Consider the following 26963-nt stretch of genomic DNA (forward strand, 5'->3'; position numbering starts at 1 on the left):
AGCAAGAGGATCAAGGTCGCTGTGACTGAGGCTATTCGCATATCGACTCCGAGGCGCTCCCGGAGACATCGCTTATGCGCGCGTCAGCTTTTTCAGGACGAAGCGTGAACGTGATCTCGAGCGCTTGTAGATCTCGCCGCTCGGGATCGACGACGGACTCTCCGGACGCATCGAATGCCTGGACCTCTGAAACGTCGAGGCAGCTGATCGCGACAACCTGGTGGGTTTTCGCGTCATAGCTGACTGGTTGGAACGATTTCGTCGCGGCGTCGCCGCTTGTTGTCCAGCCCTCGGCATGGTTTCGGCTGTACTCCTCACGAACATCGGCATTAAAGTCGCCCACGGTGAGTTCGTACAGCGGCTCAAACGTGTCGGCGTTCCTTAGGTCCACGTCATTGACGGCGGTGACGTACTCGTTCCACGTCTCCTCCGCCGCGGCGAATGCCTCCTCCTCTGACGCGAAGCCGTTCGGCGTCGGCGTCGGCGTCGGCGCGGGTTCGGGTACGCAGCCCGCGAGCGAGATCGCGCCGGCGATCGCGGCGACGAGGGCGAGGGGCCTGCGGGGCATCATGCATGTCACGGTAGTGCGCTCGCGGCGCGGACGCGGCAGTTATCCACAGGCCATGATGCGGTCACTGGAAGTCGCGCGAGTTGTGCTTGACCCCGACGCGGAGGTCTTCGAACGCGTCGGCGAGGAGGTTGACGACGCCCTCGGGTGAGCGCTCGAGGATGCCGCGTGCGATGAGCGCGGGGCTGTCGCGCAGCACGCGTCGGTAGCGGTTCCAGACGCCCGTCGAGCAGATGACGTTCATGAGCCCGTGCTCGTCCTCGAGGTTCAGGAACGTCACTCCCGATGCGGTCGCCGGGCGCTGCCGGTGGGTCACGAGGCCCGCGATCTCGACGCGGCGACCGGACTCGTGCGTGCGCAGCGCCGTCGACGGCAGCACGCCCCGGCCGTTGAGCTGCACGCGGTAGTGCGCGAGCGGATGGTCGTTGACCGAGATGCCCGTGGCCCACAGGTCCGCGGCCAGGCGCTCGAAGCTCGAGGGGTCGGGGAAGAGCGGCGGCTGCACCGACGCGACCGTTCCCGGCAGGAACTCCGCCCGATCGAGCGCCGCCGAGCCGGCCATCCAGATCGCCTCGCGACGGGTCATCCCGAGGCCCTCGAAGGCCCCCGCCGTGGCGAGCGCCTCGACCTGCGCCTCGGTCACGCCCGTGCGCCGCACGAGCCCGTTGAGGTCGGTGAACGGGCCGTTCGCGGCGCGTTCGGCGACGATCCGCTTCGCGGTGGCGAGGCCGATGCCGGTGACCCCGGCCAGGCCGAGGCGGACGGCGTGCGCCCCATCGCGGCGGTGCGCCTCCGACTCGTCGCGCGCGCTCCGGTCGAAGTCGCCGACGGGAGGCTGGTCGTGCTCACGGCACGCTTCCCATCCGGTCGGCGCCCTGCGCGCCGCGCCGATCGTCTCGCGGCTGTGCACACGGTGCGCAGGCTCGTCGGCGCGCTCGAGGGGCTCGAGCTCCTCGGTCGCACCCGACAGATTGATGTCGGGCCGGCGCACGCGCACCCCGTGTCGACGCGCATCTGCCGTGAGCGACGCGGGCGAGTAGAAGCCCATGGGCTGCGAGCGGAGGAGCCCTGCGAGGAACGCGGCGGGGTAGTGGAGCTTGATCCACGACGAGGCGTAGACGAGCAGCGCGAACGACAGCGAGTGCGACTCGGCGAAGCCGAAGTTCGCGAACGCCTGGATGCGCCCGTACAGGTCGTCGGCGAGCTCTCCCGTGATGCCGTTCTCGGCCATCCCCGCGTAGAGCTTCTTCTTGAGCGTCTCGATCTTCTCCTGCCCGCGCTTGGAGCCCATCGCCCGACGGAGCAGGTCGGCCTCGCCCGCGTCGCAGTTGCCGACGGCGACCGCCATCTGCATGAGCTGCTCCTGGAAGATCGGCACGCCCAGCGTGCGCTTGAGCACCGGCTCGAGCTTGGGGTGGGGGTACTCGACGACCGCCGCGACGCACGCGTCGTACGACAGATCCGGGTGCTCGCGGCGGTAGGCCTCGAGGGCCGCCTTCCGCTTCACGAACGGATGGACGGCGCCACCCTGGATCGGACCGGGGCGGATGAGGGCGATCTGCACGACGAGGTCGTAGAACGAGCGCGGCTGCAGCCGGGGGAGGAGGCCCATCTGCGCACGCGACTCCACCTGGAAGACGCCGATCGAGTCGGCGCGGCACAGCATGTCGTAGACCGCGGCCTCCTCGCGCGGGAGCGTCTCGAGCCGCCACTCCTCGCCTGTGGCCTCGCGGATGATGTCGAAGCAGTGCTGCAGCGCCGCGAGCATCCCGAGACCCAGCAGATCGAACTTGACCAGACCCATCCACGCCGCGTCGTCCTTGTCCCACTGGATGACCGTGCGCTTCTCCATGCGGGCGTGCTCGATGGGCACGACCTCGCCCACGGGGCGCTCGGTGAGCACCATCCCGCCCGAGTGGATGCCGAGGTGCCGAGGCGCCTTGAGCAGCTCGGTCGCGTACGCGAGCACCTGCTCGGGGATGTCGTGGTCGGGACCGGTGTCGACCGAGGCGCCCCAGCGCTCGACCTGCTTCGACCAGGCGTCCTGCTGGCCGGGGGAGAAGCCGAGGGCCTTGGCCATGTCGCGGATGGCGTTCTTCGGCCGGTACTGGATGACGTTCGCGACCTGCGCCGCGCGCTCGCGGCCGTACTCGTCGTAGACCCACTGGATGATCTCCTCGCGCCGATCCGAGTCGAAGTCGACGTCGATGTCGGGCTCCTCGTCGCGCAGCGCGGAGAGGAAGCGCTCGAAGGGGAGGTCGTAGAAGATCGCGTCGACCGCGGTGATGTCGAGCAGGTAGCAGACGGCGCTGTTGGCGGCGGAGCCCCGACCCTGGCAGAGGATGCCGCGGCGCCGGGCCTCCTGCACGATGCCGTGGACGATGAGGAAGTAGCCGGGGAAGTCCTTCTCCTCGATGACGCGCAGCTCCTTCTCGATGCGCGTGCGCACCTCCTCGCGGCGACCGGGGTACTTCCGGTCGACGCCCTCCCAGACGAGATGGCGCAGATGCTCCATCGGCGTGCATCCGTCGTCGAGATCGAGCTTCGGCAGCGCGGGCTTCGCGAGCCGCAGCGGGAAGGCGAGCTCGTCGGCGAGCGGCACGGTGCGCTCGACCGCCCCGGGATGGCGCGCGAAGAGCCGCGTCATCTCGGCGCCCGAGCGCAGGTGCGCCGCCGTGTGCGCGGGAAGCCAGCCGTCCAGATCGTCCATGCTGCGGTTCGCGCGCACGGCCGCGATCGCCGTCGCGAGCTGAGCGTCGTGCGGCGACGCGTAGTGCACGTTGTTGGTCGCCACGGTCGGCAGGTGCAGGCGGCCGGCGAGCGCCGCGAGCGCGTCGTTGCGGGGCGAGTCGAGCGGATCGCCGTGGTCCGTGAGCTCGACGCTCACGTTGTCGCGGCCGAAGAGCGAGACGAGGCGCTCGAGCTCCCGCCCCGTGCGCTCGAGATCTCCTCCTCCGCGCAGCGAGGCATCGAGCGCCCCCCGCACCGCGCCCTTGCGGCACCCGGTGAGGACGACCCACTCGCCGCCGGCCTGCGCGCCGAGCTCCTCGAGGTCGTAGAGGGGGCGCCCCTTCTCCCCTCCGCGCAGCTGCGCGTGCGTGATCGCGGCCGAGAGCCGGTGGTATCCCTCCTCGCCGCGGGCGAGCACGAGCAGATGATCGCCCTCGGGATCGGCATGACCCTTCTGCGGCTCGGAGAGCCCGAGCGAGAGCTCGGCGCCGAACACGGTCTTGACGCTCGTCGTCTCGGCCGCCTCGGCGAAGCGGGCGAGACCGTAGAAGCCGTCGTGGTCGGTGAGGGCGAGGGCATGCAGGCCGAGGCGCTCCGCCTCCTCGACGAGGGCCTCGGGTGACGAGGCTCCGTCGAGGAACGAGTACGACGAGTGCGCGTGCAGCTCGGCATAGGGGATGGCGTCGACCGGACGCTCGATGGGAGGCGGCGTGTACGCGCCGCGCTTGCGGCTCCACGCAGGGCTGTCGCCGCCGTCCGCTCCGGCCGGGACGGGATCGGGGCGACGCCCGCTCAGCGCGCGCTCGAGCTCCGACCAGCGCACGGGCGGGTTGTGCCATCCCATCAGGCGTACCTCCCCTCGATCCACCAGGAGTCGTCCTCCAGCACGATGAGCCAGGCCGTCTGCTCCGCGTCGACCACCTGGAAGCGGTGCGCTCGCCGCATCCGCTCGCCGTCCCATCCGCGCTCGATCACGGGCCACGGCCCTGCCCATGCCGTGATGGGGCGCCCGTCGATGACCGCGGGCGCCGCCGTGAGCAGCCCACGGTCGTCGACGGAGACCTCCGCGCCGCCCTGGCCGGAGACGCGCGTGCGCCTCGGATGGCGGAACACCTCGCTCGGCAGCGGCTGCGGCAGCGATCCCGGCCACGGCGCGTCGCGTCGCTGAGCCGGCCGCTCCCCGTCGCCCCACGGCACGCGCACCTCGCGCTCCTGCAGCCAGCGCCCGCCGCCGACGGCAGGGGTGACGACGCCGCGGTGCCCGAGCATCGCCTGCACGCGCGACATCGCGTGATGGAGCCGCTCGTCGGGGCCCTGGCCGATGAGCGTCGGCTGGTGATGCACGCTGTCGTCGACGGCCTCGGGCTCGATGCGGACGTGCGCGATGCCGCCGACGAGGTCGCCGCCCTCGTCGGCGGCAGCCTGCAGCTGCCAGCGCACGCGGTCGACGAGGGCCGCAGGGTCGAACCGCGTGGGATGCAGCCACACGCGCTCGCTGCGCGTGCCGCGGTCGTCGGTGAGGATGATCCGGGCCTCGGTGCAGACGAGCCCGGCTTCGCCGAGGGCGGTGCAGACGTCGTCGCACGTCTGGCGCACGGCGAAGGCGATCTGATCGGCGAGCTCGAGCGGCGGCTCGAGATCGAGCTCGCGCGCGAGCTCGGGCGGCGGCGTACGCGGCTCGACGGGACGGGAGTCCGCGCCGCGTGCGAGATCGTGCAGCCGCACGCCGTGCTCGCCGAGTCGTGCGCGGACCTGCTCGCCGTCGAGCGCGGCGAAATCGCCGAGGGTCTGCACGCCGAGCTTCGCGAGCAGCCCCACGAGGGCGTCGTCTTCGATGGCCGCGATGGAGAGGGGCGCGAGGAAGTCGGCGGATGCTCCAGGCGGCACGCAGCGGACGGGGGCGTCCGCGCGCGTCAGGCGGGCGGCGCGCTCGGCGGTGAAGACGCCGTCGGCGACGCCGGCGCGGGCTCCTGGGAGCCCCATCGCCGTGAGCGCCTCGATGAGGGCGAGGGCGGCGGGCTCCTCCCCGCCGTAGAAGCGGGCGGGGCCCCGAGCCCGCACTGCGGCGAGGCCCGGCCGCAAGGGCTGCACACCGGGGGTGAGCTCGTCGAGGCGCGTGAGCACGGGCAGGAACGCGCGCTCGTCGCGCCCTGGATCGGCCGGGGCGAGCTGCAGGGAGGGGCAGGCCGCCTGCGCGTCGCGGCGGCGCTGTCCGCGGCGCACCCCCTCGGCGCGCGCCGCCGCCGAGCAGGCGACCACGCGGTTGGCATGCAGGATCGCGACCGGCGGAGCGGCGGCGACCGTCGCAGCGGCGGTCGCGGGAGTGCTCGCCTGGCGTGCCCGCGGGTCGCGTGCGGCCCGGCGTGCCGCGTCGCGCGACACGGTCCGCAGGTGCGCGGTGACCGGCCAGTCCGGCAGCCACACGACGATGGCCCTGGTCATCCGACAGCCGCCAATCCGCGTCGCGCTGCGCGCGTCTTCTGCTCGGCGCGAGCGAGCACCGCGCGAGCGCGCTCGGCGCGTTCGGCCGCCGCCGCGTCGATCCGCTCCTCCGCTGCCGGGACGGGCACCACCGCGGGCACGAGAGCCGGACGGGGCACCGCGACAGGGGCGCCCTGCGGCCCGGGCAGCTGCACGCGCACACGCTTCGGGACGGGGGAGCGCCGCCCCGACGACGACACCGTGACGGTCCGCGCCGTGAGCAGACCGTGGCCCTCGCCGAGGCCGGACCACACGGGATCTTCGAGGTGCAGCGTCGCCTCGGCCTGCGGCCAGGGCCCCGTCACGAGCAGCACGCCGCCTCGGTCGCGCAGTCGCGCGGTCAAGCGCGCGACCTCGGCATCGCGCGGGCTCCCGGCGGGGCGCACCGCGACCACGGGGAAGACCTCGGCGATCGCCGACACCGCGGCGAGCCAGCGGTCGCCGGGCTCGGGGACGAGCGCGAAGCGCGACAGGTCGACGCCCGCGGCCTCGGCCGCCTCCGCCGAGAGCTCGGGCATCCCCACGACCGCGCACCAGGAGCCCGCTCGCGAGGGCTCGGCGAGCAGGGCCAGCAGCAGACTCGCCGCGGGATCGAGCGTGTAGACGGCACCGGGGCGCAGGCCTCCCTCGGGGAACAGGGGCGCGAGCGCGTCGTGCACGGGCAGTGCCGTGACGCGGGCGCTCGCCCGCTGCATCCTGCTGATCTCGGTCTGCAGCCGCAGCACCTCGACCGGAAGCGCCATCCCCATCCCACCATTCTAGAAAGTATGTTCTAGCTCCGCCAGAGGAGTTGTTCGAACACTATTTCCAGCCTCCGACATCGCGGTCGAGAGGACGGTGAGAGGGGAGAAGGGGTGCTGGTCGCCTCGGAGATCCGCCTCAGCGGGCGCCGAGGAACGCGCCGTCCGCTGACCCGATGAACGCGTGGTCCGCGTAGCCGTCGCCGAAGGAGATCGAGATGCCGACCGGGGCGCCCTCCTCGTAGCCGCGCTCGACGAACATGTACGGCCCGTCGACGAGCTCGTCGCGCGTCAGGCCGGCCTCGTCGAGCGCCTGCGCGAGCAACTCGGGGAACGCGGCCCACGCGATGTCGTCGAAGCGGAAGCGCTCCGCATCGGGGTTCTCCGGCTGGATCGACGCCGGCCCCTGGTTCTCGACGGCGCCGCCCCGGTAGAAGAAGGTGTCGAACCGGTCGGAGCCCGGTGCGGTCGCCATGTCGGCGGACACGAACTCCTCGTACACGAGCACCTGCACCGTCTCATCCGTTCCCGCGGCCTCCTCGATCGCGGCGAGGGCGCGCTGCACGCGCCCCTCCGCGAACATCGACGCGTGGTCCTCGCCGGTGATGATCGTGAGCGTCTCGGCCCGGACGTCGTCGGCCACCGGCACGAGCACGGCTGCCGCACCGGCCAGGGCGAGCACCACGTAGGCGGCGATCCGCCATCCGCGGCCCTTCGGGCCCGTGCCGATGATCGGATCTCCCTTGCGCCTGCGCGGCGCGCGCTCCGCGCCCAGCACGACCGGGCCATCCTGCCACTCGGCCACGTGCTCGCGTGCGGGCAGGCGCGACAGTCGCGCGGCATCCGGCACCTCGTCCTCGATGATCGCGACCTCGGGCGCATCCGCCTCGAGGCGAGCCACGGTCACGGATGCCCCGGGCTGGTACTGCGGGATCCGCACGATGTCGACGAGCTGGCGGATGGTCGTGCGGTAGGCGGGGCGGTCGGCCGGCGCGACCGACACGTCGATCTCGCACACCGGCTGGTCGTTGATCGTCGTGCCGGTGCGGCGGAGCGCGTCGATGCGGGCGGGGGCGAAGCGCCCCGCGGCCCTGGCGGCTTCGATCTTCTTCGGATGGAGCCCGGCGAGGGAGCCCATCGACCGCGCGACGAGCACGAGGGGGAAGAGGATCGACAGGACGATGATCGCGGTGATCCAGATCCACGTGAAGCGTTCGCCGACGAAGATCGAGAAGAGGAGCGCGGCGACCCCGGCTCCGAAGATGAAGGACATGAGGAGCCTGATCACGCTTCCACGCTATCGATATCTGCCTACGGGTGGATGACCGGGGTCGCGCGGGAATGCGGGGGCTCGGGATGTGTTGTAGTCTGTAGTGCTCGGGGAAACCCGAGGTGACAACTCCACAGAGCGACAGCGGTTCCCTTCGCGAGAAGGATTCCAGGGGCTGATCGGTTTCGACAGTGCTTGCGAATCTGCGAGAAGCGGGCCGAGGATGCAGGGTTATCTCGTAAACGCTCCCTGCGAACCAATAAGTGCCGAATCCAAGCGCACTGACTTCGCCCTCGCTGCCTAAGCGAGCCCGATAGTCCGTCAGACCGTGGTTGATCCCGACACGGACTCTGGCGTCATCTAGGGATCTTGCTGCACGGCGGTGTCGGGACGCCGTGCGGGACTCTTTCTCGACTGGGCTCGTCGACTTAGGTGTCTGTGACAAAGGTCGGAGCCGAGCAGAACGCTTTCACAGACTGCGCCCGGAGAAGCCCCAGAGACTCAGCGCTGGACGGGGGTTCGATTCCCCCCAGCTCCACCGATCGCTGTCGCACAGTGGGAAGGCCCCTTTCCTCGCGTCCGCGGGGAGAGGGGCCTTCGTCATGCTCGGGCTCGGCCCATCGCAGGTGCGCCCCGCCTCGTCAACCCCGCGCGCGGGCGCCGCGTCGCGGACAGGATGGTCGGATGGCGATCGACTCTGACACCGGAACGCGACTGCGAAGGGGCATCACCACCCCGCTGCTGTTCGCCTTCATCCTCGGCGATGTCCTCGGCGCGGGCATCTACGCGCTCATGGGCGTGCTCGCCGAGGAGGTCGGCGGCATGCTCTGGGCGCCGCTTCTGCTCGCCCTGCTCATGGCGCTCCTGACGGCAGGCTCGTACGCCGAGCTCGTGACCAAGTACCCGCGCGCCGGCGGCGCCGCGGTGTTCGCCGAGCGGGCGTTCCGCAACCGCCTCGTGTCGTTCCTCGTCGGGTTCAGCATGCTGGCGGCCGGTGTCGTGAGTGCGGCCGGACTGGCCCTGGCGTTTGCGGGGGAGTACCTCGCCACCTTCGTCGAGCTGCCCGCGGTTCCCGTCGCGATCGCCTTCCTCGCCCTCGTCGCGGCGATCAACGCGCGCGGCATCCGCGAGTCCATGGGCGCGAACGTCGTGATGACCGTGATCGAGGTGAGCGGCCTCGTCATCGTCGTGGTCGTCGTGGGCGTGCTCCTCGGAGGAGGCGGCGGAGACCTCGGGCGCGTCACCCAGCTGCCGGATGGCGCGGGCGGGGCGGGCGCGATCCTCGCGGGAGCGATCATCGCCTACTACTCCTTCGTGGGGTTCGAGACGTCGGCGAACGTCATCGAGGAGGTGAAGGACCCCACCCGCTCGTACCCGCGCGCGCTCTTCGGCGCGCTCGCCGCGGCGGGCGCCGTCTACGTGCTCGTCGGGCTCGCGAGCGCGATCGCGCTTCCGCCGGAGGAGCTGTCCTCCTCCACCGGGCCCCTCCTCGCGGTGGTCGAGTCGACCGGTGTGGCCGTCCCCTCGTGGCTGTTCAGCGCGATCGCCCTGGTCGCGGTGGCGAACGGCGCGCTCCTCACGATGATCATGGCCAGCCGACTCACCTACGGCATGGCGGAGCAGGGGATGCTGCCGGGCGCGTTCGCGCGGGTTCTCCCGAACCGGAAGACGCCGTGGGTCGCGATCGTCGCGACGACGGTCGTCGCGATGGCGCTCACCCTGATCGGCGACCTCGCGACGCTCGCGGAGACCGTCGTCCTGCTCCTCCTCTTCGTGTTCCTCAGCGCGAACATCTCGGTGCTCGTCCTGCGTCGCGACCGTGTCAACCATCCGCACTTCCGCGTGTGGACGTTCGTCCCCGTCCTCGGCATCGCGTCGTGCATCGTGCTGCTCACCCAGCAGCGCCCGATCGTGTGGGCCTTCGGGGCCGCTCTGCTCGCCCTCGGCGGCGTGCTGTACGCGGTCGCCCGCTGGACGAGCCGCGAGCGCGCGCGCTGAGTCCGCGGATTCAGGGACATCCCGGATGTCCGCGCTCCGCCTCGCGGGACATATTGGAGTGTGATCACCTCCTCTGTCCGTCGGCCTGCGGCCATCCGCATCGCGATCGTCGTCGCGGTGCTCGCGGTCGCCGCGGCGCTCATCGTCGGGCTCGTCACGTGGGCGTCGAAGGCCTCATCGTCAGCGGTCGTCGACGGCATCGACTGGCCGTCGCAGGGGCAGGCCGCCGTCGCGATCGCCGATGGGGACGTCGTAGCCAGCTCGGACGCGCCCGTGCCGATGGCGAGCATCTCGAAGGTCGTGACGGCGCTCATGGTGCTCGAGGAGCGTCCGCTCGAACCCGGTGAGCAGGGCGGCGACTACTGGTTCACCGAGGAGTGGGACATCGCGTACCGGGACTACATCGCGCGAGGCGAGTCCGCCCTGAAGATCCCGGTCGACGGGATGCTCACGCAGCACCAGCTGCTCCAGGGGATGCTGATCGGCTCCGCGTGCAACTACGCCGACATCCTCGTGACGAGCATCTGGGGTGACGAGGCGGCGTTCGCGACGGCCGCGGCCGCCTTCGTATCCGAGAACGGCCTCGACGGGATCACGTTGGTCGAGCCGACCGGCATCGACACCCGCAACACGGCCACGCCCGAGGCGCTCATCGAGCTCGGGCGCCTCGCGCTCGAGAACCCGGTGATCGCGGAGATCGTCGCGACGCCGTCTGTGGACCTCCCGGGTGCAGGGGTGGTCGAGAACACGAACGACCTGCTCGCGGATCCGGGTGTCGTCGGCATCAAGACCGGCACTCTCGAGGGCAGCAGCCTGCTCTCGGCCAAGGATGTGCCGGACGGAGACGGCGGGACGACCCGCGTCTACGCCGTCGTGCTGGGGCAGCCCGACGACGACGCCCGGTTCACGGCGTCGCGGGAGCTGTACGCGCAGGTCGAGGCGTCGCTCACGGAGTGAGCGACCGGCTCAGCGCGCGGCGAGACGGAGCCGTGCGAAAAGGTCCTCGATGATCAGGCGCTCGTCGAGATCGACGCACACCCGCTCGTGGGGGAGCGATCCGGGAACGGTCCGCGTGCGCGCGTGCCGCAGTGCCGTGAATGCGAGCGGCGCGCTGTCGCCGAGCGGCCAGACCGGGTCGATCGCGACGCCCTCGGGGAGCGGCAGCTGCTCGTAGCGCTCCCACAGCCATCCGCCGAGCTCTCCGGAAGAAGTCAGCCGCTCCTCGAGCTCGGCGACCGAGATCGCGAGCAGCCGGTACGTCTCGGCCGGGAAGCGGATGACCTCGAGCTCCGGCTGGGCGAAGACGAACGTCGCCGCGCCGGCATCGGTGTCGCGGTTGTACTCGAACCCGTCGCCCTCGAGCAGGCCGCCGACCCAGAGGAGGCGAGTCTGCTCGACGACGTCGGGCGCGAGGCGGAGGGCGTCGGCGACGTTCGTCAGCGGGCCGCCGCACACGACGGTCAGCTTCGCGTCGGGCGTCGCCTGCGCGGCCGCGTCGACGATGAGCCGCGCCGCGGGGGTCTCGCGCGGGCTGCCGTCGAACCCTGTGTCGGCCCCCGCTGCGAGCGGAAGAGGCGCCTGTGCCATCCGCGTCAGGAGCTCGGCGGCGAGCTCACGGCCGCCCTCCGCGGTGCCCTCGGATGGGCCGAACATCGGGTTGAGGAACGAGCTCGTGACCCCGACGACGTCGTCGGATGGCGAGAGGAGGTGGTGCGCGAGCGCCACGAGGCCATCCGGGTCGCCGCCCCAGTCGTTGTCGACGACCATCCGTCCTGCTGTCGCGATCGCATGCCTCATCCGCGCCTCCGCTCCGCTGCCGTGGATGAAAACATTACACGTTTTATGTTTTAGTGCGGCGCGTCACCCACCACCCACGGGAACGCCTTCGCCCGGCTGCGCGCGCCGGAGCGCGCTCGCGACCGGTCGGGCTCGCCGAGCGTCGTCGTGATCTCCTCACCGAGGCGGACGAGGGCGCCGAAGGCGTCGGGAGTGAGCCAGTCGGGGCGGAAGGCGAAGACGAGGTCCTCCAGGGCGGTGTTGCCGGAGGCGCCGGGGGCGAAGGGGCATCCGCCGAGACCCCCGAGCGCTCCGTCGACGACGGTCGCGCCGCCATCCGCGGCCGCGGCGGCGTTCGCGACGCCGAGGCCCCACGTGTCGTGCCCGTGGAAGACGACGCCGAGACCGGGGCGGGCGGACGCGGCCAGCGCGACGCGTTCGCGCACCTCCGCCGGATGAGCCTGCCCGAGCGTGTCGCAGACGACGATGTCGACAGCGCCGTCAGTGCGCGGGTCGTCGAGGATGCGCGCGAAGCGCTCGAGGGGGACCACGCCCTCGAAGGGGCACGTGAACGACGTCGCGATGCAGAGCTGCACGCTCCCGCCGACCTCCGCGGCGGCCGCGATCGCATCGGGCATCGCCGCGAGCGAGGTCTCGGTGTCGCGGCCGATGTTCGCCTGATTGTGGCTGTCGGAGGCCGAGAAGCAGTACTGGAAACGCCGGACGCCCGCCGCGGCGGCGCGCTCGACGTGTCGCGGGGTCGCCACCCAGACCCAGACGCGGTCGCGCTCCTCGGGCGTCAGGGCGGCGACGACGTCGAGGGTGTCGGCGAGCGCGGGCACGAGGTCGGGGCGCGCCATCGAGCCCACCTCGATGTGCTCGACGCCGAGGGCGAAGAGCTCGCGGACGAGCTGCACCTTCCGCTCGGTCGGCAGCGGCCTGCCGACGAGCTGGAGGCCGTCGCGCAGCGTGACGTCGCGGTACTGCAGGGTCATCGGAGGTCCTCCTCGTAGGCGTCGATCCGCGCGTCGTCCCAGCCGAGTTCGCGCAGCACGTCGCGCGTGTGCTCGCCAAGATCGGGCCCGACGTGCGCGATGGGAAGCGATCGCCCGCCGAACACGGGCACGATGCCCGGGAATCCGACGCCCTCGCGGACGCCCTCTCCGTCGTCGACATCGAAGCGCTGGATCATGTCGCGGGCCGCGTACTGCTCGTCAGCGCAGACATCCTCGGCCGTGTAGATCGGGCCGGATGGCACGCCCGCGGCGTCGAGCACGGCAAGCGCCTCCTGGCTCGTGAGCGTGGCCGCCCACGCCCCGATCGCGTCGTCGAGGCGATCGCGCGCGGCCCACCGGCCCTCGTTCGACTGCAGATCGGGCGCGGATGCGAGGTCGGGTCGGCCGATCGCCGTCATGTACCGCTGGTAGATGGCATCTCCGTTGCCCGCGACGACGATGCTCTTGCCGTCTGCGCACAGGTACGCGTTCGACGGCGCGATGCCCTCCATCCGCCCTCCCGTGCGCTCGCGCCGGACACCGTACGCCTCCCAGTCGGGGACGAGCGACTCGGTCACCGACAGCATCGCCTCGTTGAGCGCGACGTCGATCACGCGATCGCCGAACGGCGTCTCGCGCAGCCGGCCCGCGTCTCGCAGACGCGCGAAGAGCGACATGGCGATGCCGAACGCCGCGTAGATGCCCGCGATCGTGTCGCCGATCGAGACCCCCGTCCGGCTCGGCGGTCGCCCGGGCTCTCCGACGAGCTCGCGGAAGCCGCCGTACGCCTCGGCGACGGCGGCGAAGCCGGGCCGGTGTGACAGGGGGCCACTCTGGCCGAACGCGGAGATCCGCGCGACGATCAGGTCGGGGTTCGCCTCCTCGAGCGCGGCGGCGTCGAGGCCCCACCGCTCGAGGGTGCCGGGGCGGAAGTTCTCGAGGAGCACGTCGGACGTGCGGATGAGGTCGAGCACGATCGCGCGGCCCTCGTCGCTGCGCAGATCGACCACGACCGACCTCTTCCCGCGGTTGATCGTGCGGTAGAGCATCGAGGTCTCGCCGCGGTGCAGACGCCAGCGGCGCAGCTCGTCGCCCGTGCGCGGCCGTTCGACCTTGATCACGTCGGCGCCGAAGTCGGCGAGCAGGCGCCCCGCGGTCGGGGCCGCGATGTAGTTGCCGAGCTCGAGGACGCGGACGCCGTCGAGGGGACGGAAGGGAGACATCAGAGGAACACCGCCAGGACGAGGGTCATCGCGAGCGCGATGACGGAGGCGAGGGAGACGCCCACGGTCACGGTCTTGAGCGCGCCGCGCACGGACTGCCCGAGGAACGACTGCAGCAGCCAGAACGTGTTCGAGGTGACGTGCACGCAGAAGAGCGCTCCGGCGCCGGCCGCGAGGGCGATGAGCAGCGGGTCGAGCCCGAGACTCGTCGCGACCGGCGCGATGACGCCCGCCGCGGTGATCGCCGACAGCGTGACGGAGCCGACCGCGATGTGGAGCACGGCGGCCATCACCCAGACGACGAGCAGGGGAGCGAACGTCGTCGCCTGGAAGTACCCCTGCAGGATGGCGCCGAGGTCGCCCTCGGAGATGACGGCGGCGAGCGACCCGCCGACGCCCGTGAGCACGAAGATCTGCCCGCCGTCCTGGAAGCCCTTCACGAGCGACTTCTCGATGCGCTGCGTGCCGACCGCGCGGCGCCCGATCATGCCTGTCGCGATGACGGCGAACAGCAGGGCGATGACCGGATTGCCGATGAACTGCATCGCCGGCACCTCGATCGCCAGGACCGTCAGCACCGCCTGCGCGGCGATGAGCAGGAGGGCCGTGAGCATCGGGGCGAACAGGAGCAGGAGCGGCTGCTCGCGCTCGGTGCGCTCTGCGACGGCCGTGTAGCCGTGCGGCACGCCGCCGAGCGCGGTGCGCACCGTGCCCGTCCGCGTGCGATCGATGCGCGGCGACGAAGCGGATGGCGCGGTGTCGGCCGAGCCATCCGCCGCGTCCTCATCGGTCGGCTCCTCGACGATCGCCTTCTCGTCCTTCTCGGGGTTCCAGAAGCCGAGGCGGAAGGCGATCGTCATGAGCATGATCGTGAGGATCACGGTCGGCACGACCACGACGAGGCCGCCGATGAGCATGACGCCGAGCGGCACGCCGAGGAGGCCCGCGAGCGCGACCGCCGCGAAGCCCGGCACCATGAGCACGATGCCCGTCTCGAGGCTCACCGCGAAGACGACGCCCATGATGCCGGTGCCGTTGCGACCCAGGCGCGGGGCGATCCGGCGCGCAAGGGGCGCGGCGATGACGATCATGACGTCGACGAAGATCGTCTGCAGGTAGGTCGCGAACGACAGGCCCAGCGCGTAGGGCACGCCGCGCTTGCCGAACATCCGAAGCAGGCCGTCGACGAGCCGTGTGATCGCGCCCATCTCGTTGAGCATTGCTCCGATGAGCACGCCCCACGCGATGAGCAGGCCGGCTTCCATCATGACGTCGCCGAAGCCGCGGGTCATGGTCGTCACGGTGTCGACCGGCCCGAGGCCGGTGAGCAGGCCGATCGAGGCCGCACCGACCGCCAGCGCGATCACGGGGTTGATGCGGAACCGCACGATCGCGAAGACCACCCCGACGATGACGAGTCCGACGACTCCCAGCGTGTACCACTCGTTCACAAACGGCCTCTCCCTTGAAGCGTCATCCTGTTCCTGCTCTGATCCCACACTGTAGGAGCAGTCTCACGATGTGGGCAAACCGGCGTCCGGTCCCTAGGATCGCCTCATGGCCGAACAGCCGCTCCTCGTCCTCGCGAAGATCACCGCCATCCTCGACGCGTTCACGCTCAGCGAGCCGCTGCGGACGGCGAGCGAGATCCGCGCCTCGACGGGCCTGCCCGCGTCGACCGCGCACCGGCTGCTGGCGAACCTCGTCGACCACGGGTTCCTCGAGCGCGAGGGCGAGCGGTACCGGATCGGCGTGCGGATGGCGTACTGGGCCGGCCCCGCGACCCGCGCGCGCGACTTCACGGAGCTCCTGACGCCGCAGCTGCGGGCGCTGCGCGACGAGACGGGGGAGACGGCGTGCTTCTTCCGCGTCGAGCAGGGCGCGCGGGTGTGCGTGGGTGTCGCGGAGACGCGCCACGGTCTCAAGCGCGAGATGTACGTCGGGCGCATCCAGCCGCTGCACGTCGGCAGCTCGGGCCGCGTGCTCCTCGCGTGGACGGACGGTCTGCTCGACGAGGTCGCGTCGGGGGAGCTGCCCGCGCTGACCGAGGCGACCATCACCGACCCCGACGTGCTGCGTGCGGCGGTCGCGCAGACGCGCGCCGCGGGCTACGCGATCACGGTCGGCGAGCGCATGGAAGCGGCCTCGGGGCTCGCGGCTCCCGTCTTCGACCAGCACGCGGCCCTCGTCGGCGCGCTCACCGTCATGGGGCCCACCCTCCGAATGCCCGTCGAGGTCTGCGAGCAGCTCGTCGACGCGGTCGTGACCGCGGCCGACGCGCTCACGGCGGCGTTCGGCGGGCGCAAGCCCAGCGCGGCCTGAGCGCGCCTCTCGGCCGGATCAGGTCCATCCGCCTCAGTCGAGCGAGGGGTCGCGGCCCGTCCGGAGGCCCGACTCGAGTGCCGCGATCGCCGCGAGATCATCCGCGTCGAGCTCGAACCCGAGGACGTCGATGTTCGCGCGGATCCGCGCAGGGGTGACGGACTTCGGGATGACGACGTTGCCGAGCTGCAGGTGCCACCGGGTGACGACCTGCGCCGGGGCGACGCCGTGCTTCTCGGCGATGCGGGCGAGGGCGGGGTCGTCGAGGAGCCGCCCGCGTGCGAGCGGCGACCACGCCTCGGTCACGATGCCGTGGGCGGCGTGATACGCACGCAGCTCGGCCTGCGGCAGGAGAGGGTGCAGCTCGACCTGGTTCACGACGGGGGCCACGTCAGTCTCCGCGCGGAGGCGATCGAGGTGCGCGATCGCGAAGTTGGAGACGCCGATCGAGCGGGCCCGCCCCTCCTCGCGGATCCTCTCGAGGGCGCGGTAGGTCTCGACGTAGCGGTCGCGCGAGGGGATCGGCCAGTGGATGAGGTACAGGTCGACGGCGTCGAGGCCGAGGCGATCGAGGCTCGCGTCGAACGCGCGCAGGGTCTCGTCGAAGCCGTGGTCGTCGTTCCAGACCTTCGTCGTGACGAAGACCTCGTCGCGAGGGATGCCGCTCGTGCGGATCCCCTCGCCGACGCCGCGCTCGTTCTCGTAGAGGGCGGCGGTGTCGATGTGGCGGTACCCCGCCTCGATCGCGACCCGCACGCATTCGGCGGCATCGGCATCCGCGATCTTGTACACGCCGAGGCCGAGCTGAGGGATCGAGCGTCCGTCGGAGAGGGGGATAAGCGCGTGCGACGTCATGCCTCCACTCTGCCGCAGGCCGCGCGCAGGATGTCGGCGCGTCGCGTGCAAGATCCGCGGGCGTCGCGACAGAGACATGGTGTGATGAGCGTGCGCACCGCAGCGGAGGATCCGCCGGCCGAGGGAGGCACGATGCCCGACGACCTCGCCTGGTTCACGGCGGTCGTGCGCGCCCACGCGACCGCGCTGGTGAAGTACTTCGCCCGGCGCGGGCCCCGGCAGGATTCCGAGGACCTCGCGTCGGACGTCTTCGCGGTCGCATGGCGGCGACGTGCCGACGTGCCGCGAGGGGCGGAGCTCCCGTGGCTCTATCGCACCGCCGAGCTGACCCTCGCGAATGCCCGTCGGAAGCACGTCGACCTCCCGGTCGAGTCCCTGCCCGAGTCGGGAGCGTCTCGCGTCGCCGACGATCCCGAGCTGCACGCGCTGTTCGACGCCGAGCTGCGCGGTGCGCTCGCCGCGGTGGGAGAGCGGGACCGGCGGATCCTCCTGCTGCACGCCTGGGAGGGGCTCGACGGCGAGGAGCTCGCGGCGGTGCTCGGCATCTCGCGCTCGGGTGCAGACGCGGCGCTCTCGCGGGCCCGAGCGCGGCTGCGTGCGGCGTGGGGCGAGCGTCTCCGGTTCTGATCGCGCCGCAAGATCCGGCCTCCCCGCCACATAGACAGGGAGAGCGAGCTTTCCAGGAGGACGCCATGAACGCGCATGATCAGGACCCGGTCGACCGCCTCCGCGCGGCGGACCCGGCAGCGGATGTCGAGCCCAGAGAGGGCTTCGCCGACGCGGTGATCGCGGCGGCGACCGCGGAGGGTGCGGCACCGGTCGATCTGGACGCCGAGCGCGCTCGCCGCGGATCGAGGCGGATGGCCGTGCTCGCGATCGCGGCCTCCGTCGCGCTCGCGCTCGTCGTCGGAGGGCTCGCGGGCTACGGTCTCGCCGCGGGCCAGGCGACGGCCGGATCGGGCACCGGTTCTTCGGACGCCGGGGTCTCGGATGGCGACGGAGCGGCACCGCCGATCTCGCTGCCCAGAGAGGGCGGCCCCGCGCAAGGAGGCGCACTCGCCGATCGGGGCGCGGCGGAATCCGGTTCGCAGGACCTCTCCGCACAGTCGTCGGACACGAGCTACCCGTACGGGTACTCGTCGCGGAGCTCGTTCCGGTCGTCGATGCTGCTCTCGTCGAGCGGCGGCCGGGCGGCTGCGTATGGCTACGACGCTGCCGCGTCGTCCACTGCGGAGAAGGTGGGCGCCTTCGCCGCGGCTCTCGGCGTCGAGGGCGCCCCGGAGATCCGCGACGGGATGTGGGTGGTCGGCCCACAGGACGGCAGCGCTGCGTCGTTCAGCGCGAGTCTCGACGGCACTCTCGGCTTCTGGTTCTGGAGCGGCGGGGATCCATGGGCGTGCAGCAAGGCCTGCGTCGCCCCGGAGGAGGGCCCCGCCATCGCCGCCGCGCGCGACCTGATGACGCGGCTCGGAGAGGACCCGGCTGCGTACGAGTTCACGTCGGAGACCTGGGAGGGGTCCGCGACCCGCTCGGTCTCGATCTGGACCGTCATCGATGGCCAGCGCATCGATAGCGCCCTGCACCTCGACTACGCCGCGGAGGGGATCGTCAGCGGATACGGCGCCCTCGCCGACATCGTGCCGTTCGGGGAGTACGAGGTCGTGAGCGAGCAGGAGGCGTTTGAGCGCCTGTCCGATCCGCGCTTCGGCGCTCAGCTGACGACCCTTCCCGAGGCGCTGCGCGAGGGCGTGGCGGGTGAGGAGTGGACGCCACCGACCGCCGCGCCATCGCTGCCGGAGCCGGGCGCGTCGGTCTCGTGGAGCGTCAACGACGTCGAGATCGTGTCGGCACGCCTCGGGCTCGCGAGCCACTGGCAGGCCGATGGGTCTGTGCTGCTCGTGCCGACGTACGAGTTCACCGACTCCGCAGGCGGAACGTGGAGCGTCATCGCCGTCGCCGAGTCCGCACTGGACTTCTCCGCGGCGGAGGGCAGCCACTACGGCTGGATCGAGTGACGCGTGCTCAGCCGCGCCACGTGATGACGGCGAGGCCGCTCTTCGTGTCCGCGAGCGCGACCCATCCGTCGCCGAACGCGTACGTCATGCCGTACCCCTGCTCATCCGCCCATTCCGCCGAGGGCATGCTCTCGGTGAGGTAGACGACGCCGTCGGCCTCCTCGCGCTTCCAGCCCTGGTCGGCGAGGTACCCCTGCAGCTCGGCGGAGACATCCGCCTCGACGGGAGCCCATCCGTACATCTGGACGACGTCGGTCGCTCCCGCCTCGAAGTCGCCCCACGTGCAGCTGACGCCGCCGGGCACCTCGGTGGGGCCGACGTAGAACGGATCGGTGCGGGCCGTCCACCCGAGTTCGGCGAACTGGTCGACGAGCGCGGGCGCGATGATCGTGTCGCAGGTCGGCGCGCCGCCGCCCGCACTGGAGGCGCCGCCGTTCGCGGATGATCCGTCGTCGGACGGCGTCTTGGGCGTGAGTGGCGAGGCGCAGCCGACCAGCATCGCGGCGGCGACGAGGAGGGTCGCTCCCGCCGCGGCGAGGGAGCGCCGAGTGCGGGCCGCCCCGGTCGTCACGTCGTGGCCTGCGGCGGGGTGGCGAGGAGCTCGAGGAAGGCGTCGTGGAGGACGCCGTTGGTCGCGAGAGCCGAGCCCTGCGCGATCGTCGGCGCGCCGTCGAAGGAGGTCATGCGACCGCCGGCCTCGGTGACGATCGCCGCGGCCGCGGCGAGGTCGTACTCCTTGACGTCGAACTCCGCGACGAACTCGAGACGCCCTTCGGCGAGGAGCATGTACGACCAGATGTCGCCGTATGCGCGGTCGCGCCACACGCGGCGGCTCAGGGTGATGAGCTCCTCGAGGTGGCCCGCGTCGTCCCACTGCGCGATGCTCTGGAAGCTCACGCTCGCATCGTCGAGATCGGCGACGTCGGACACGCGGATGGGCCGCGGCTCGCCGCCGTCGACGCTCGTCCAGGCGCCGAGGCCCTCGGCCGCCCACCAGCGGCGGCGCATCGCGGGGGAGCTCACGACGCCGAGGCGCGGATAGCCCTCGATGTCGAGCGCGATCATCGTGCCCCACGCGGGGACGCCGCGGAGGAAGTTCGCCGTGCCGTCGATCGGGTCGATGATCCAGCGGCGAGGCGCGTCGTCGTCGCGGCCGTACTCCTCGCCGAAGATCCCGTCGTCCGGGCGCTCGGTCGCGAGGATGTCGCGGATGGCGCGCTCGGCGGCCAGGTCGGCATCGGTCACGTGGCTGCGGTCGGCCTTGCGCGAGATCTCGAGGTCGGCGGAGTCGAAGCGCGGCAGCGTCTGGGCGTCGGCGGCGTCGGCGAGGCGGAGGGCGAGCGCGAGATCCTCGTCGAGGCCGGCGCGAGCGGGGGATGCGGGAGTCGACGAGGGGGAGGTCACCCGCTCAGGATATCGGCGCGGTCGCGACCCACCCTGAGGTTCAGAGCGCGCGTGAGGGGTGCACAGGAGACGCACAGGCACGCCCGGGCGCACCTCGATTCGCGCGGGCCTGGCGAGCCTGGTAACGTAGTCTCTCGGTTCGCAGGGAAGGAATTCCCGGAGAACGGAACGCACCTCTAGCTCAATCGGCAGAGCAACTGACTCTTAATCAGTGGGTTCAGGGTTCAAGTCCCTGGGGGTGCACGGATCAGCCTCGGTCACTCTCGCCAGTGACCGAGGCTTTTTCGCGTCTGCGGGCTACCTTGACGTAGTGGGGCAGGCTGCTGCGGACTTCCCCCAGGTTCGTGCGTGAGTGGCATCGCTCAGTACGGCGATGAGCACCCCGGGCCGGATTTCGCTATCGGGGAGATCCGACGTTGCAAGGGTCAGCCGAGATCATGTCTCACTGAAGCTGGTCGACGTGGTCCCGCCTGCGTTCGTCGTTGCGAGGAGTTTCATCAGTCGCTCCAGCAGCGGCAGTACGTCGCGGCCGGGGTCCAGGAGGGCTTGGATGCGTAATCCGTCGATCATCGCGAGGACCATGGTGACCTTGTCATCGGCGGTGAGCTCCTGGGTGTCGTGGGTGGTTGCCAGGCGCCCAGTGCTGAAGCTCTGACGCATGCGGTCGCGTCGGGCGAGGAAGAAATCGTGGGCGGGGTGCTCCGGGTTGGTCGCGGCGACGGTGATCGCGAGCCAGTTGCGCTGGTGGTCGGGGTGGGCGAATTCTTCCTGAAGCACGTTGGGAAGGACGCGTTCGGCTGGGACCTTCGACTCCATGATGCGACGCGCCAGTTTCTCGTCTTCTTCATCGCGAAGTGCGAGGGCGGCGAGAAGGAGCTCGTCTTTGCTGGCGAAGTGTCGCAGGAGCGCGGCGTGGGTCACGTTCGCTCGGGATGCGATGTCGCGGAGGGATGCCCGTTCGTATCCGTGCTCCGCGAAGCTCGCCGATGCCGCCTGGACAATCTCTGCGCGTCTGGCGGGCGTGGTTGCGTACGGACCACGACGGCGCCCAGCTCGTTTCGGCGGCAAATCTGGCGCGGTCTCCGCGGCGACGGTCGACATGGGGCTCCTCCGTTCCCAGCGCTCGCTCTGTCAGCGACTTGCCAAGTGTAACCGGAGCGGTTACCTTCTACGAAGAGTTACCGATGTGGTTACTTTTGCGGGCATCGGAGCCCCGCTGTCCCTCGCGGAGACGCGAGATTCCACCTCGTAGTGATGAAGGAGTCATGGTGGTCAAGAAGGAGTCGAACGCAAAAGCGTTGGCTGAGGGTCTCGCTGCAGCAGAGGCTCTGCCGGGGAACGAGGTTGCGCTTGGCGCGAGAGACGTCGTCGAGCCTCCCGGGGTGGGGGAGCCGACGGTGCCCATGAGCCGGTCGTACATCTTCTGGTTGATGCTGGCCAGTTTCGGCGCGTCTATGGCGATGATGGTGCCGCTGTCATACGGGATCGCGGTGCGCATCACAGAACTGGCACCTGGTCACGAGGAGGTGCTGGGGTACATCACCGGCACGGCACAGCTCGTGTATCTGCTCGTCAGCCCGCTCATCGGCATCTGGAGCGACCGCACCCGTTCGCGCTTCGGTCGACGCTCGCCCTTCATCTACCTCGGGACCGTCATCGGCCTGCTAGGACTCGTCGCGATCGGCCTGGCGCCCAACCTGCTCCTCGTCGGGGCCGGCTGGGTTCTCGGCATGACAGGCTGGTCGATCGCGGGCGCGGCGCTGCAAACGCTGCAGGCGGACAAGCTGCCCGAGGAGCAGCGCGGGAAGGTGTCGGCGCTCACGGGCCTCATGACGCAGGTCGCACCGGTGCTCGGCATCGGTGTCGCGTACGCCGTATCGTCGAGCACTCTCCTCATCTTCCTGGTGCCGGGAATCGCGGGCGCTGTGCTGCTCGCACTGCTCCCCTTCGTCAAGCCAGAGGGAAGCTCGCGCGAAATGCCCCGACGTGACCACGTCACCGTCCGGTCTGTCATCAGCAGCTACGGCTTCAACGTTCGCAAGTACCCGGACTTCGCGTGGAACTGGCTTGGTCGCTTCGTCTTCTTCATCGGCCTCTACTTCAACACCACCTTCGGCACCTTCTTCTACGCCCAGCGGCTCGACCTGCCCGTGCGCGAGGTCGCTGGCATCGTCGCGACCGTCGGCATGGTCGGCGTCCTCGCAGCGGCTGCTGGGGCCATCGTCGGCGGGTTCCTGTCCGACAAGCTGCAGCGCCGTCGCCTGTTCGTCATGTTCGCGGCCCTGCTCTTCGTCGGCGGCGCGATCACGGAGGCGACTGCATGGTCGCTGCCGCAGATCATCGTGGGAGCGGTCCTCATGCAGCTCGCGATCGCCGTCTTCGCCACCGTCGACCAGGCGATCATCTACGCGATCATCCCGGAGCGAGACCAGGCCGGACGCTACATGGCGGTCATCCAGTTCGCCCAGAAGATCCCGAGCGCGGTGGCACCGCTCCTCGCCGGCGTCGTCATCACCATCGGCGCGGTCGGGGATGTCAAGAACTACACGCTGCTGTACCTGGCGGGCGCGGCGTTCGCACTCGTGGGCGGGCTGATCATCCTGCTCAAGGTCAAGTCCGTCCGCTGATCCCCGCTACACAAGCAACGGAGCATGATGTTGCCTCAGATTCCCTATGCCCTGACCGTCGACGCCGGCGGTGACGAGTTCATCGTCACCGCTGCCGAACCCCGGCTCTCCTGGAAGCGCCCCGCGGCCGACGATGGACGCTTCCTGGTGGAAGCGACGATCGACGGCGGCGAACCAGTGTTCGCTGAAGTCCGAGTTCACCGGTTCGTGGCCTGGCCGTTCCCCTCGCTCCCCAGCGGGAGCCGGGTGCGGTGGCGGGTGCGCGCGGCCGTGCCGGATGCCTCGTGGTCCGAGCCGTCGACGTTCGAAGTGGGTCTCCTCGATGAGGACTGGACCGCCGCGTGGATCTCTCCCGTCGAGACCGCCGATCCGGGGTACGGGCGGCGTCCGGCTTACGTGCTGTCGGGTGTGTTCACCATGCCCGGCAGCCCGGTCTCGGCGCGGCTGTACTCCACCGCGCTCGGACTCTACACCGCGACCGTCAATGGGCACCGAGTCGGCACCGACGAACTCGCCCCCGGGTCAACGTCGTACGACCGAACGCTCTACGCGCAGGCGCACGACGTGACTGAACTCCTTCAGCCCGGTGAGAATCGTGTCGAGATCGAGCTGTCGGACGGCTGGTTTCGGGGCCAGGTGGGCGCCCATCGCCGGCCTGCTGAGTGGGGAACGACGACGGGCGCTCGAGCGGAGCTGCACGTGCGTTCACGCGAAGGGGCGGTGCACGTCTTCACCACCGACGAGAGCTGGGTGAGCTCGCCGTCGCCGATCGTGCGAGCGGACCTCATGGACGGTCAGTCCGTGGACTTCACCGTGCCGGAGTCGGCGTCCGAGCCGGTCTCGGTGCGCGTCGGCGCGGTCGAAGGGCCGCCGATCGACTGGTCGCCGGCACCCGCGGTGAGGGTGATCGAAACGCGTCCCCCGGTTGAGATCACGGCGATCCGCGAGGGCGTTTCCGTGTTCGACTTCGGCCAGAACGCGTCGGGCTGGGTTCGCCTCACGGACCTGGGAACGCCGGGAACGCGCACGGTCATCGAGTACGGCGAGTATGTGGACGCGTCGGGTGATCTGTCCACGTCACATCTCGACTCCACGCAGCCGGGCCAGGACCCGCTCATCTTCGTTCAGCGCGATGAGGTGACCGCAGGCGCTGGGGAGGAAGTGTTCGAGCCGCGCCACACCGTGCATGGCTTCCAGTATGCGCGAATCACCAGAACGGGGGCGCCGCTGGACAGAGCATCCGTCAGCATGCAGGTCGTGCACACCGACCTCACCTCCACCGGATCATTCGAGTGCAGCGACGACGACCTGAACCGCCTGCACAACATCGCCGAATGGAGCTTCCGCGGCAACGCCGTCGACGTGCCGACCGACTGCCCGACGCGCGAACGGCTCGCCTGGACAGGCGACTACCAGGTATTCGCGCCGACCGCGACGCGGCTGTACGACGTGCTTGGCTTCACCCGCAAATGGCTGCGGTCAGTCCGTGACGACCAGCTCGACGACGGCCGGATCGCGAACTTCTCACCCGATGGACGCCAGATCAAACACCACATCGACGATCAGTTCGCCATGATGACCGGCTCCGCCGGATGGGGCGACGCGATTGTCGCGGTGCCGTGGGAAATGTACCGCTCCTATGGAGACCTGCTGGTACTCGAAGAGAACTACCACGCCATGGTGCGCTGGGTCGAGTGGGCTCTCGCCCAGGCACGAGGGACGCGGCACCACTCCCGCGCACAGGCAACGCCCGATTCGGAGCCGTTCGAGGAGTACCTGTGGGATGGCACGTTCCATTGGGGAGAGTGGGCGGAGCCGAAGAAGCGCGATGCGGACGGCAATCCCATCGACCCGATCACGCAAAATCCAATGGCGTGGTTCACGGCGGATAAGGGGGAGGTCGGCACCGCCTACCTGTACCGATCGACGGCGACCCTGGGGCGTATCGCGGCCATTCTGGGGCGAGAGGACGATGCCGCGCGCTACACGGAGGTCGCAGGTCGGGTCGCGGCGGCGTGGCGCGACGCCTACCTTCTCGAAGACGGCACAACCGTCACCGATACGCAGGCTGCCTACGTGCGCGCGCTCTCGTTCGGGCTCATCCCGGATTCCCTGCGAGCAGCGGCGGTCGATCGTCTCGTCGAGTTGATCCGCGCGGCGGGCACGCACCTGGGCACCGGTTTCCTCGCGACCGGCGACCTGCTGCCGGTCCTTGCGGGCGCGGGTCGCGACGACGTCGCGTACGAGCTGCTCGCCCAGCGAACCGCGCCCTCGTGGCTGTACATGATCGATCGCGGAGCGACCACGATCTGGGAGGACTGGGAGGGCATCGACGAGCACGGCGTCGCCCACGAATCACTGAACCACTACAGCAAAGGCGCCGTGATCCGGTTCCTGCACACCCACACGCTGGGACTGCGCCAGGAGTCGGACTCCGTCGCATGGGAGAAGGTCGTCATCTCCCCGATGCCGGCGCCGGGCATGACATGGGCGCGCGGATCGCACGATGGCCCGCAAGGGCAGATCGCCGTCGACTGGCGCATCGAGGGCGACCGCATCCGCATCTCGGCCGAGATTCCCGTCGGCACTGTCGCCCGTGTCGTCTTCCCCGACGGAACGGAGTATGAGGCGGCACCCGGCCGCTTCGACGAAACCGCCCGGCTGATGCCAGCCATCCCCGCGGTCGGCGCGCGCTGACCGTCCACAGCAAGGTGAACAAGGAGCAAAGCATGACGAACTTCCCCGACGGATTCCTCTGGGGCGCGGCCACCGCGGGCCACCAGATCGAGGGCAACAACGTCAACAGCGACTGGTGGGCGCGCGAGCAGGTGATGCCGGGCATGGAGCTCTCCGGCGACGCCGTCGACAGCTACCATCGCTACCGCGAGGACATTCAGCTGCTCGCCGACGCGGGGCTGACGTCCTACCGATTCAGCCTCGAATGGTCCCGGATCGAGCCCGTCCGCGGACACTTCTCCAAGGCCGAGCTGGCGCATTACCGGCGCATGATCGACTTCTGCCTCGAACTCGGAGTCACCCCGGTCGTCACCCTGCAGCACTTCACGACGCCGCAGTGGTTCGCCGCCCTCGGAGGGTGGGAGTCGTCGGAGGCCGAGGAGCTGTTCTGCGCCTACGTCGAGCAGGCCTGCACGATCCTCGACGGCGTCGAGTGGGTCGTCACCATGAACGAGCCCAACATGCAGGCCGCGATCATGACGGCGATGCGGCACCTCGCCGCTTCCGGTGGCGACTGGACGAGCCCGACTGTTGAGGCAGACGGCGATGAGCAGAAGAAGCAGACCCACAGCGAGTTCCTCACGTACGCCGACCCCGAGATCGGCCGCCTGTTCACCCGCATCCACCGCGCCGCACGCGACATCGTCCGCGCACGCACCGACGCGAACGTCGGCTGGACCATCGCCGCCGGCGCATTGACTGCGGCCCCGGGGGGCGAGGAGAAGCTCCTCGAGATCCGCTACGGCAAGGAGGACGTGTACTGGGAAGGCAGCCGTGGCGACGATTTCGTCGGCGTGCAGGCCTACTCGTCGCAGCAGGTCGACGCGAACGGACTCGTGCCGCACCCGCCGCACCCTGACAACACCCTCGTCGGCACCGCGTTCCGGCCCGACTCGCTCGCCATGGCCGTGCGCCACGCATGGCAGGTGAGCGATCACACGCCGATCGTCGTCACCGAGAACGGCATCGCCACCGCCGATGACAGCCAACGGATCCGCTACACGAGCGCCGCGCTGCAGGGGCTCCTGGGCACGATCGCCGACGGCATCGAAGTACGCGGCTACCTTCACTGGTCGCTGCTGGACAACTTCGAATGGGGCCACTGGGAGCCGACCTTCGGCCTCATCGCCGTCGACCGCGACACCTTCGTCCGCTCACCGAAGCCGAGCCTCGGCTGGCTCGGCGCGGTCGCGAAGCGCAACAGCCTGGCTTGATCAGCTCAT

Annotated in this window: 21 protein-coding genes, 1 tRNA gene and 1 other RNA gene; 10 read left to right on the forward strand and 13 right to left on the reverse strand. The window is 70.5% G+C overall.

All coding sequences use genetic code 11. The features are described 5' to 3' along the window. Window positions 1-31 precede the first annotated feature (31 nt). The 5 genes from ACOWU6_RS07860 to ACOWU6_RS07880 form a co-directional block, all read right to left on the reverse strand. A complete protein-coding gene (locus ACOWU6_RS07860; protein WP_421075320.1) occupies window positions 32-571 on the reverse strand; it encodes a hypothetical protein in 540 nt (179 codons plus the stop codon). Between the two features lie 61 nt (window positions 572-632). After that, window positions 633-4142, reverse strand: a complete 3510-nt coding sequence (locus ACOWU6_RS07865) for an error-prone DNA polymerase (RefSeq protein WP_421075321.1) — start codon at window positions 4140-4142, stop codon at window positions 633-635. Beyond that, complete coding sequence (locus tag ACOWU6_RS07870; protein WP_421075322.1) at window positions 4142-5740, reverse strand: DNA polymerase Y family protein; 1599 nt, start codon at window positions 5738-5740, stop codon at window positions 4142-4144. The genes ACOWU6_RS07865 and ACOWU6_RS07870 overlap by 1 nt, the downstream gene beginning before the upstream one ends. Next, a complete protein-coding gene (locus ACOWU6_RS07875) occupies window positions 5737-6528 on the reverse strand; it encodes a hypothetical protein (protein ID WP_271173960.1) in 792 nt (263 codons plus the stop codon). Before ACOWU6_RS07875 ends, ACOWU6_RS07870 begins: the two co-directional genes overlap by 4 nt. A 130-nt stretch (window positions 6529-6658) precedes the next feature. Continuing rightward, on the reverse strand, window positions 6659-7807 hold the full coding sequence (locus ACOWU6_RS07880; RefSeq protein WP_421075323.1) for a hypothetical protein: 1149 nt from the start codon (window positions 7805-7807) through the stop codon (window positions 6659-6661). Between the two features lie 153 nt (window positions 7808-7960). On the opposite strand from ACOWU6_RS07880, the gene ssrA reads away from it, so the two are divergent. The 3 genes from ssrA (at window position 7961) to ACOWU6_RS07895 (ending at window position 10744) form a co-directional block, all read left to right on the forward strand. Beyond that, window positions 7961-8330, forward strand: a transfer-messenger RNA (tmRNA) gene (gene ssrA / locus ACOWU6_RS07885). Window positions 8331-8473: 143 nt separating this feature from the next. After that, window positions 8474-9787 carry an APC family permease gene (locus ACOWU6_RS07890; protein WP_421075324.1) on the forward strand — a complete coding sequence of 438 codons (1314 nt, stop codon included), beginning with the start codon at window positions 8474-8476 and terminating at the stop codon, window positions 9785-9787. Between the two features lie 60 nt (window positions 9788-9847). Next, window positions 9848-10744, forward strand: a complete 897-nt coding sequence (locus ACOWU6_RS07895; RefSeq protein WP_421075325.1) for a D-alanyl-D-alanine carboxypeptidase family protein — start codon at window positions 9848-9850, stop codon at window positions 10742-10744. A 9-nt stretch (window positions 10745-10753) separates the two neighbouring features. Here ACOWU6_RS07895 and ACOWU6_RS07900 read toward each other — a convergent pair whose 3' ends face one another. The 4 genes from ACOWU6_RS07900 to ACOWU6_RS07915 are packed head-to-tail and all read right to left on the reverse strand — an operon-like array spanning window position 10754 to window position 15232. Further along, window positions 10754-11584: a nucleoside hydrolase gene (locus tag ACOWU6_RS07900; RefSeq protein WP_421075326.1), complete on the reverse strand. Its 831-nt coding sequence runs from the start codon at window positions 11582-11584 to the stop codon at window positions 10754-10756. A gap of 50 nt (window positions 11585-11634) precedes the next feature. After that, entirely contained in the window at window positions 11635-12558 is a 924-nt protein-coding gene (locus tag ACOWU6_RS07905) for a hydroxymethylglutaryl-CoA lyase (RefSeq protein ID WP_421075327.1), read from the reverse strand. Then, window positions 12555-13781 (reverse strand): CaiB/BaiF CoA transferase family protein, encoded by a 1227-nt coding sequence (locus ACOWU6_RS07910; protein ID WP_421075328.1) that lies wholly within the window; start codon window positions 13779-13781, stop codon window positions 12555-12557. Before ACOWU6_RS07910 ends, ACOWU6_RS07905 begins: the two co-directional genes overlap by 4 nt. Further along, window positions 13781-15232, reverse strand: coding sequence for a GntP family permease (locus tag ACOWU6_RS07915; protein ID WP_421075329.1), 1452 nt, complete (start codon window positions 15230-15232; stop codon window positions 13781-13783). Before ACOWU6_RS07915 ends, ACOWU6_RS07910 begins: the two co-directional genes overlap by 1 nt. A 106-nt stretch (window positions 15233-15338) precedes the next feature. Between ACOWU6_RS07915 and ACOWU6_RS07920 the strand changes: the two genes are divergently transcribed. Then, window positions 15339-16103 (forward strand): IclR family transcriptional regulator, encoded by a 765-nt coding sequence (locus tag ACOWU6_RS07920; protein WP_421075330.1) that lies wholly within the window; start codon window positions 15339-15341, stop codon window positions 16101-16103. Between the two features lie 33 nt (window positions 16104-16136). Here ACOWU6_RS07920 and ACOWU6_RS07925 read toward each other — a convergent pair whose 3' ends face one another. Then, entirely contained in the window at window positions 16137-16958 is an 822-nt protein-coding gene (locus ACOWU6_RS07925) for an aldo/keto reductase (protein ID WP_421075331.1), read from the reverse strand. Window positions 16959-17042: 84 nt separating this feature from the next. Here ACOWU6_RS07925 and ACOWU6_RS07930 point away from each other — a divergent pair, with 84 nt between their 5' ends. Both ACOWU6_RS07930 and ACOWU6_RS07935 read left to right on the forward strand, forming a co-directional pair. Further along, entirely contained in the window at window positions 17043-17585 is a 543-nt protein-coding gene (locus ACOWU6_RS07930; protein ID WP_421075332.1) for an RNA polymerase sigma factor, read from the forward strand. 65 nt (window positions 17586-17650) lie between these two features. Continuing rightward, window positions 17651-18973, forward strand: a complete 1323-nt coding sequence (locus ACOWU6_RS07935; RefSeq protein ID WP_421075333.1) for a hypothetical protein — start codon at window positions 17651-17653, stop codon at window positions 18971-18973. Window positions 18974-18980: 7 nt separating this feature from the next. Here the strand turns inward: ACOWU6_RS07935 and ACOWU6_RS07940 are convergent, their stop codons facing one another. Beyond that, entirely contained in the window at window positions 18981-19544 is a 564-nt protein-coding gene (locus ACOWU6_RS07940) for a hypothetical protein (protein ID WP_421075334.1), read from the reverse strand. Next, window positions 19541-20377, reverse strand: coding sequence for an inositol monophosphatase family protein (locus ACOWU6_RS07945; RefSeq protein WP_421075335.1), 837 nt, complete (start codon window positions 20375-20377; stop codon window positions 19541-19543). Before ACOWU6_RS07945 ends, ACOWU6_RS07940 begins: the two co-directional genes overlap by 4 nt. A gap of 170 nt (window positions 20378-20547) precedes the next feature. Here ACOWU6_RS07945 and ACOWU6_RS07950 point away from each other — a divergent pair. Beyond that, window positions 20548-20620 (forward strand) — tRNA-Lys (locus ACOWU6_RS07950). A gap of 192 nt (window positions 20621-20812) precedes the next feature. Here the strand turns inward: ACOWU6_RS07950 and ACOWU6_RS07955 are convergent. Then, on the reverse strand, window positions 20813-21478 hold the full coding sequence (locus ACOWU6_RS07955; protein ID WP_421075336.1) for a TetR/AcrR family transcriptional regulator: 666 nt from the start codon (window positions 21476-21478) through the stop codon (window positions 20813-20815). Window positions 21479-21642: 164 nt separating this feature from the next. Between ACOWU6_RS07955 and ACOWU6_RS07960 the strand changes: the two genes are divergently transcribed. The 3 genes from ACOWU6_RS07960 to ACOWU6_RS07970 are packed head-to-tail and all read left to right on the forward strand — an operon-like array spanning window position 21643 to window position 26954. Further along, a complete protein-coding gene (locus tag ACOWU6_RS07960; RefSeq protein WP_421075337.1) occupies window positions 21643-23004 on the forward strand; it encodes an MFS transporter in 1362 nt (453 codons plus the stop codon). A 24-nt stretch (window positions 23005-23028) separates the two neighbouring features. Further along, entirely contained in the window at window positions 23029-25701 is a 2673-nt protein-coding gene (locus ACOWU6_RS07965) for a family 78 glycoside hydrolase catalytic domain (RefSeq protein WP_421075338.1), read from the forward strand. A gap of 32 nt (window positions 25702-25733) precedes the next feature. Then, entirely contained in the window at window positions 25734-26954 is a 1221-nt protein-coding gene (locus ACOWU6_RS07970) for a glycoside hydrolase family 1 protein (RefSeq protein WP_421075339.1), read from the forward strand. Window positions 26955-26963 lie beyond the last annotated feature (9 nt).

The organism is Microbacterium sp. SA156, from assembly GCF_049065455.1.
Taxonomy (GTDB): domain Bacteria; phylum Actinomycetota; class Actinomycetes; order Actinomycetales; family Microbacteriaceae; genus Microbacterium; species Microbacterium barkeri.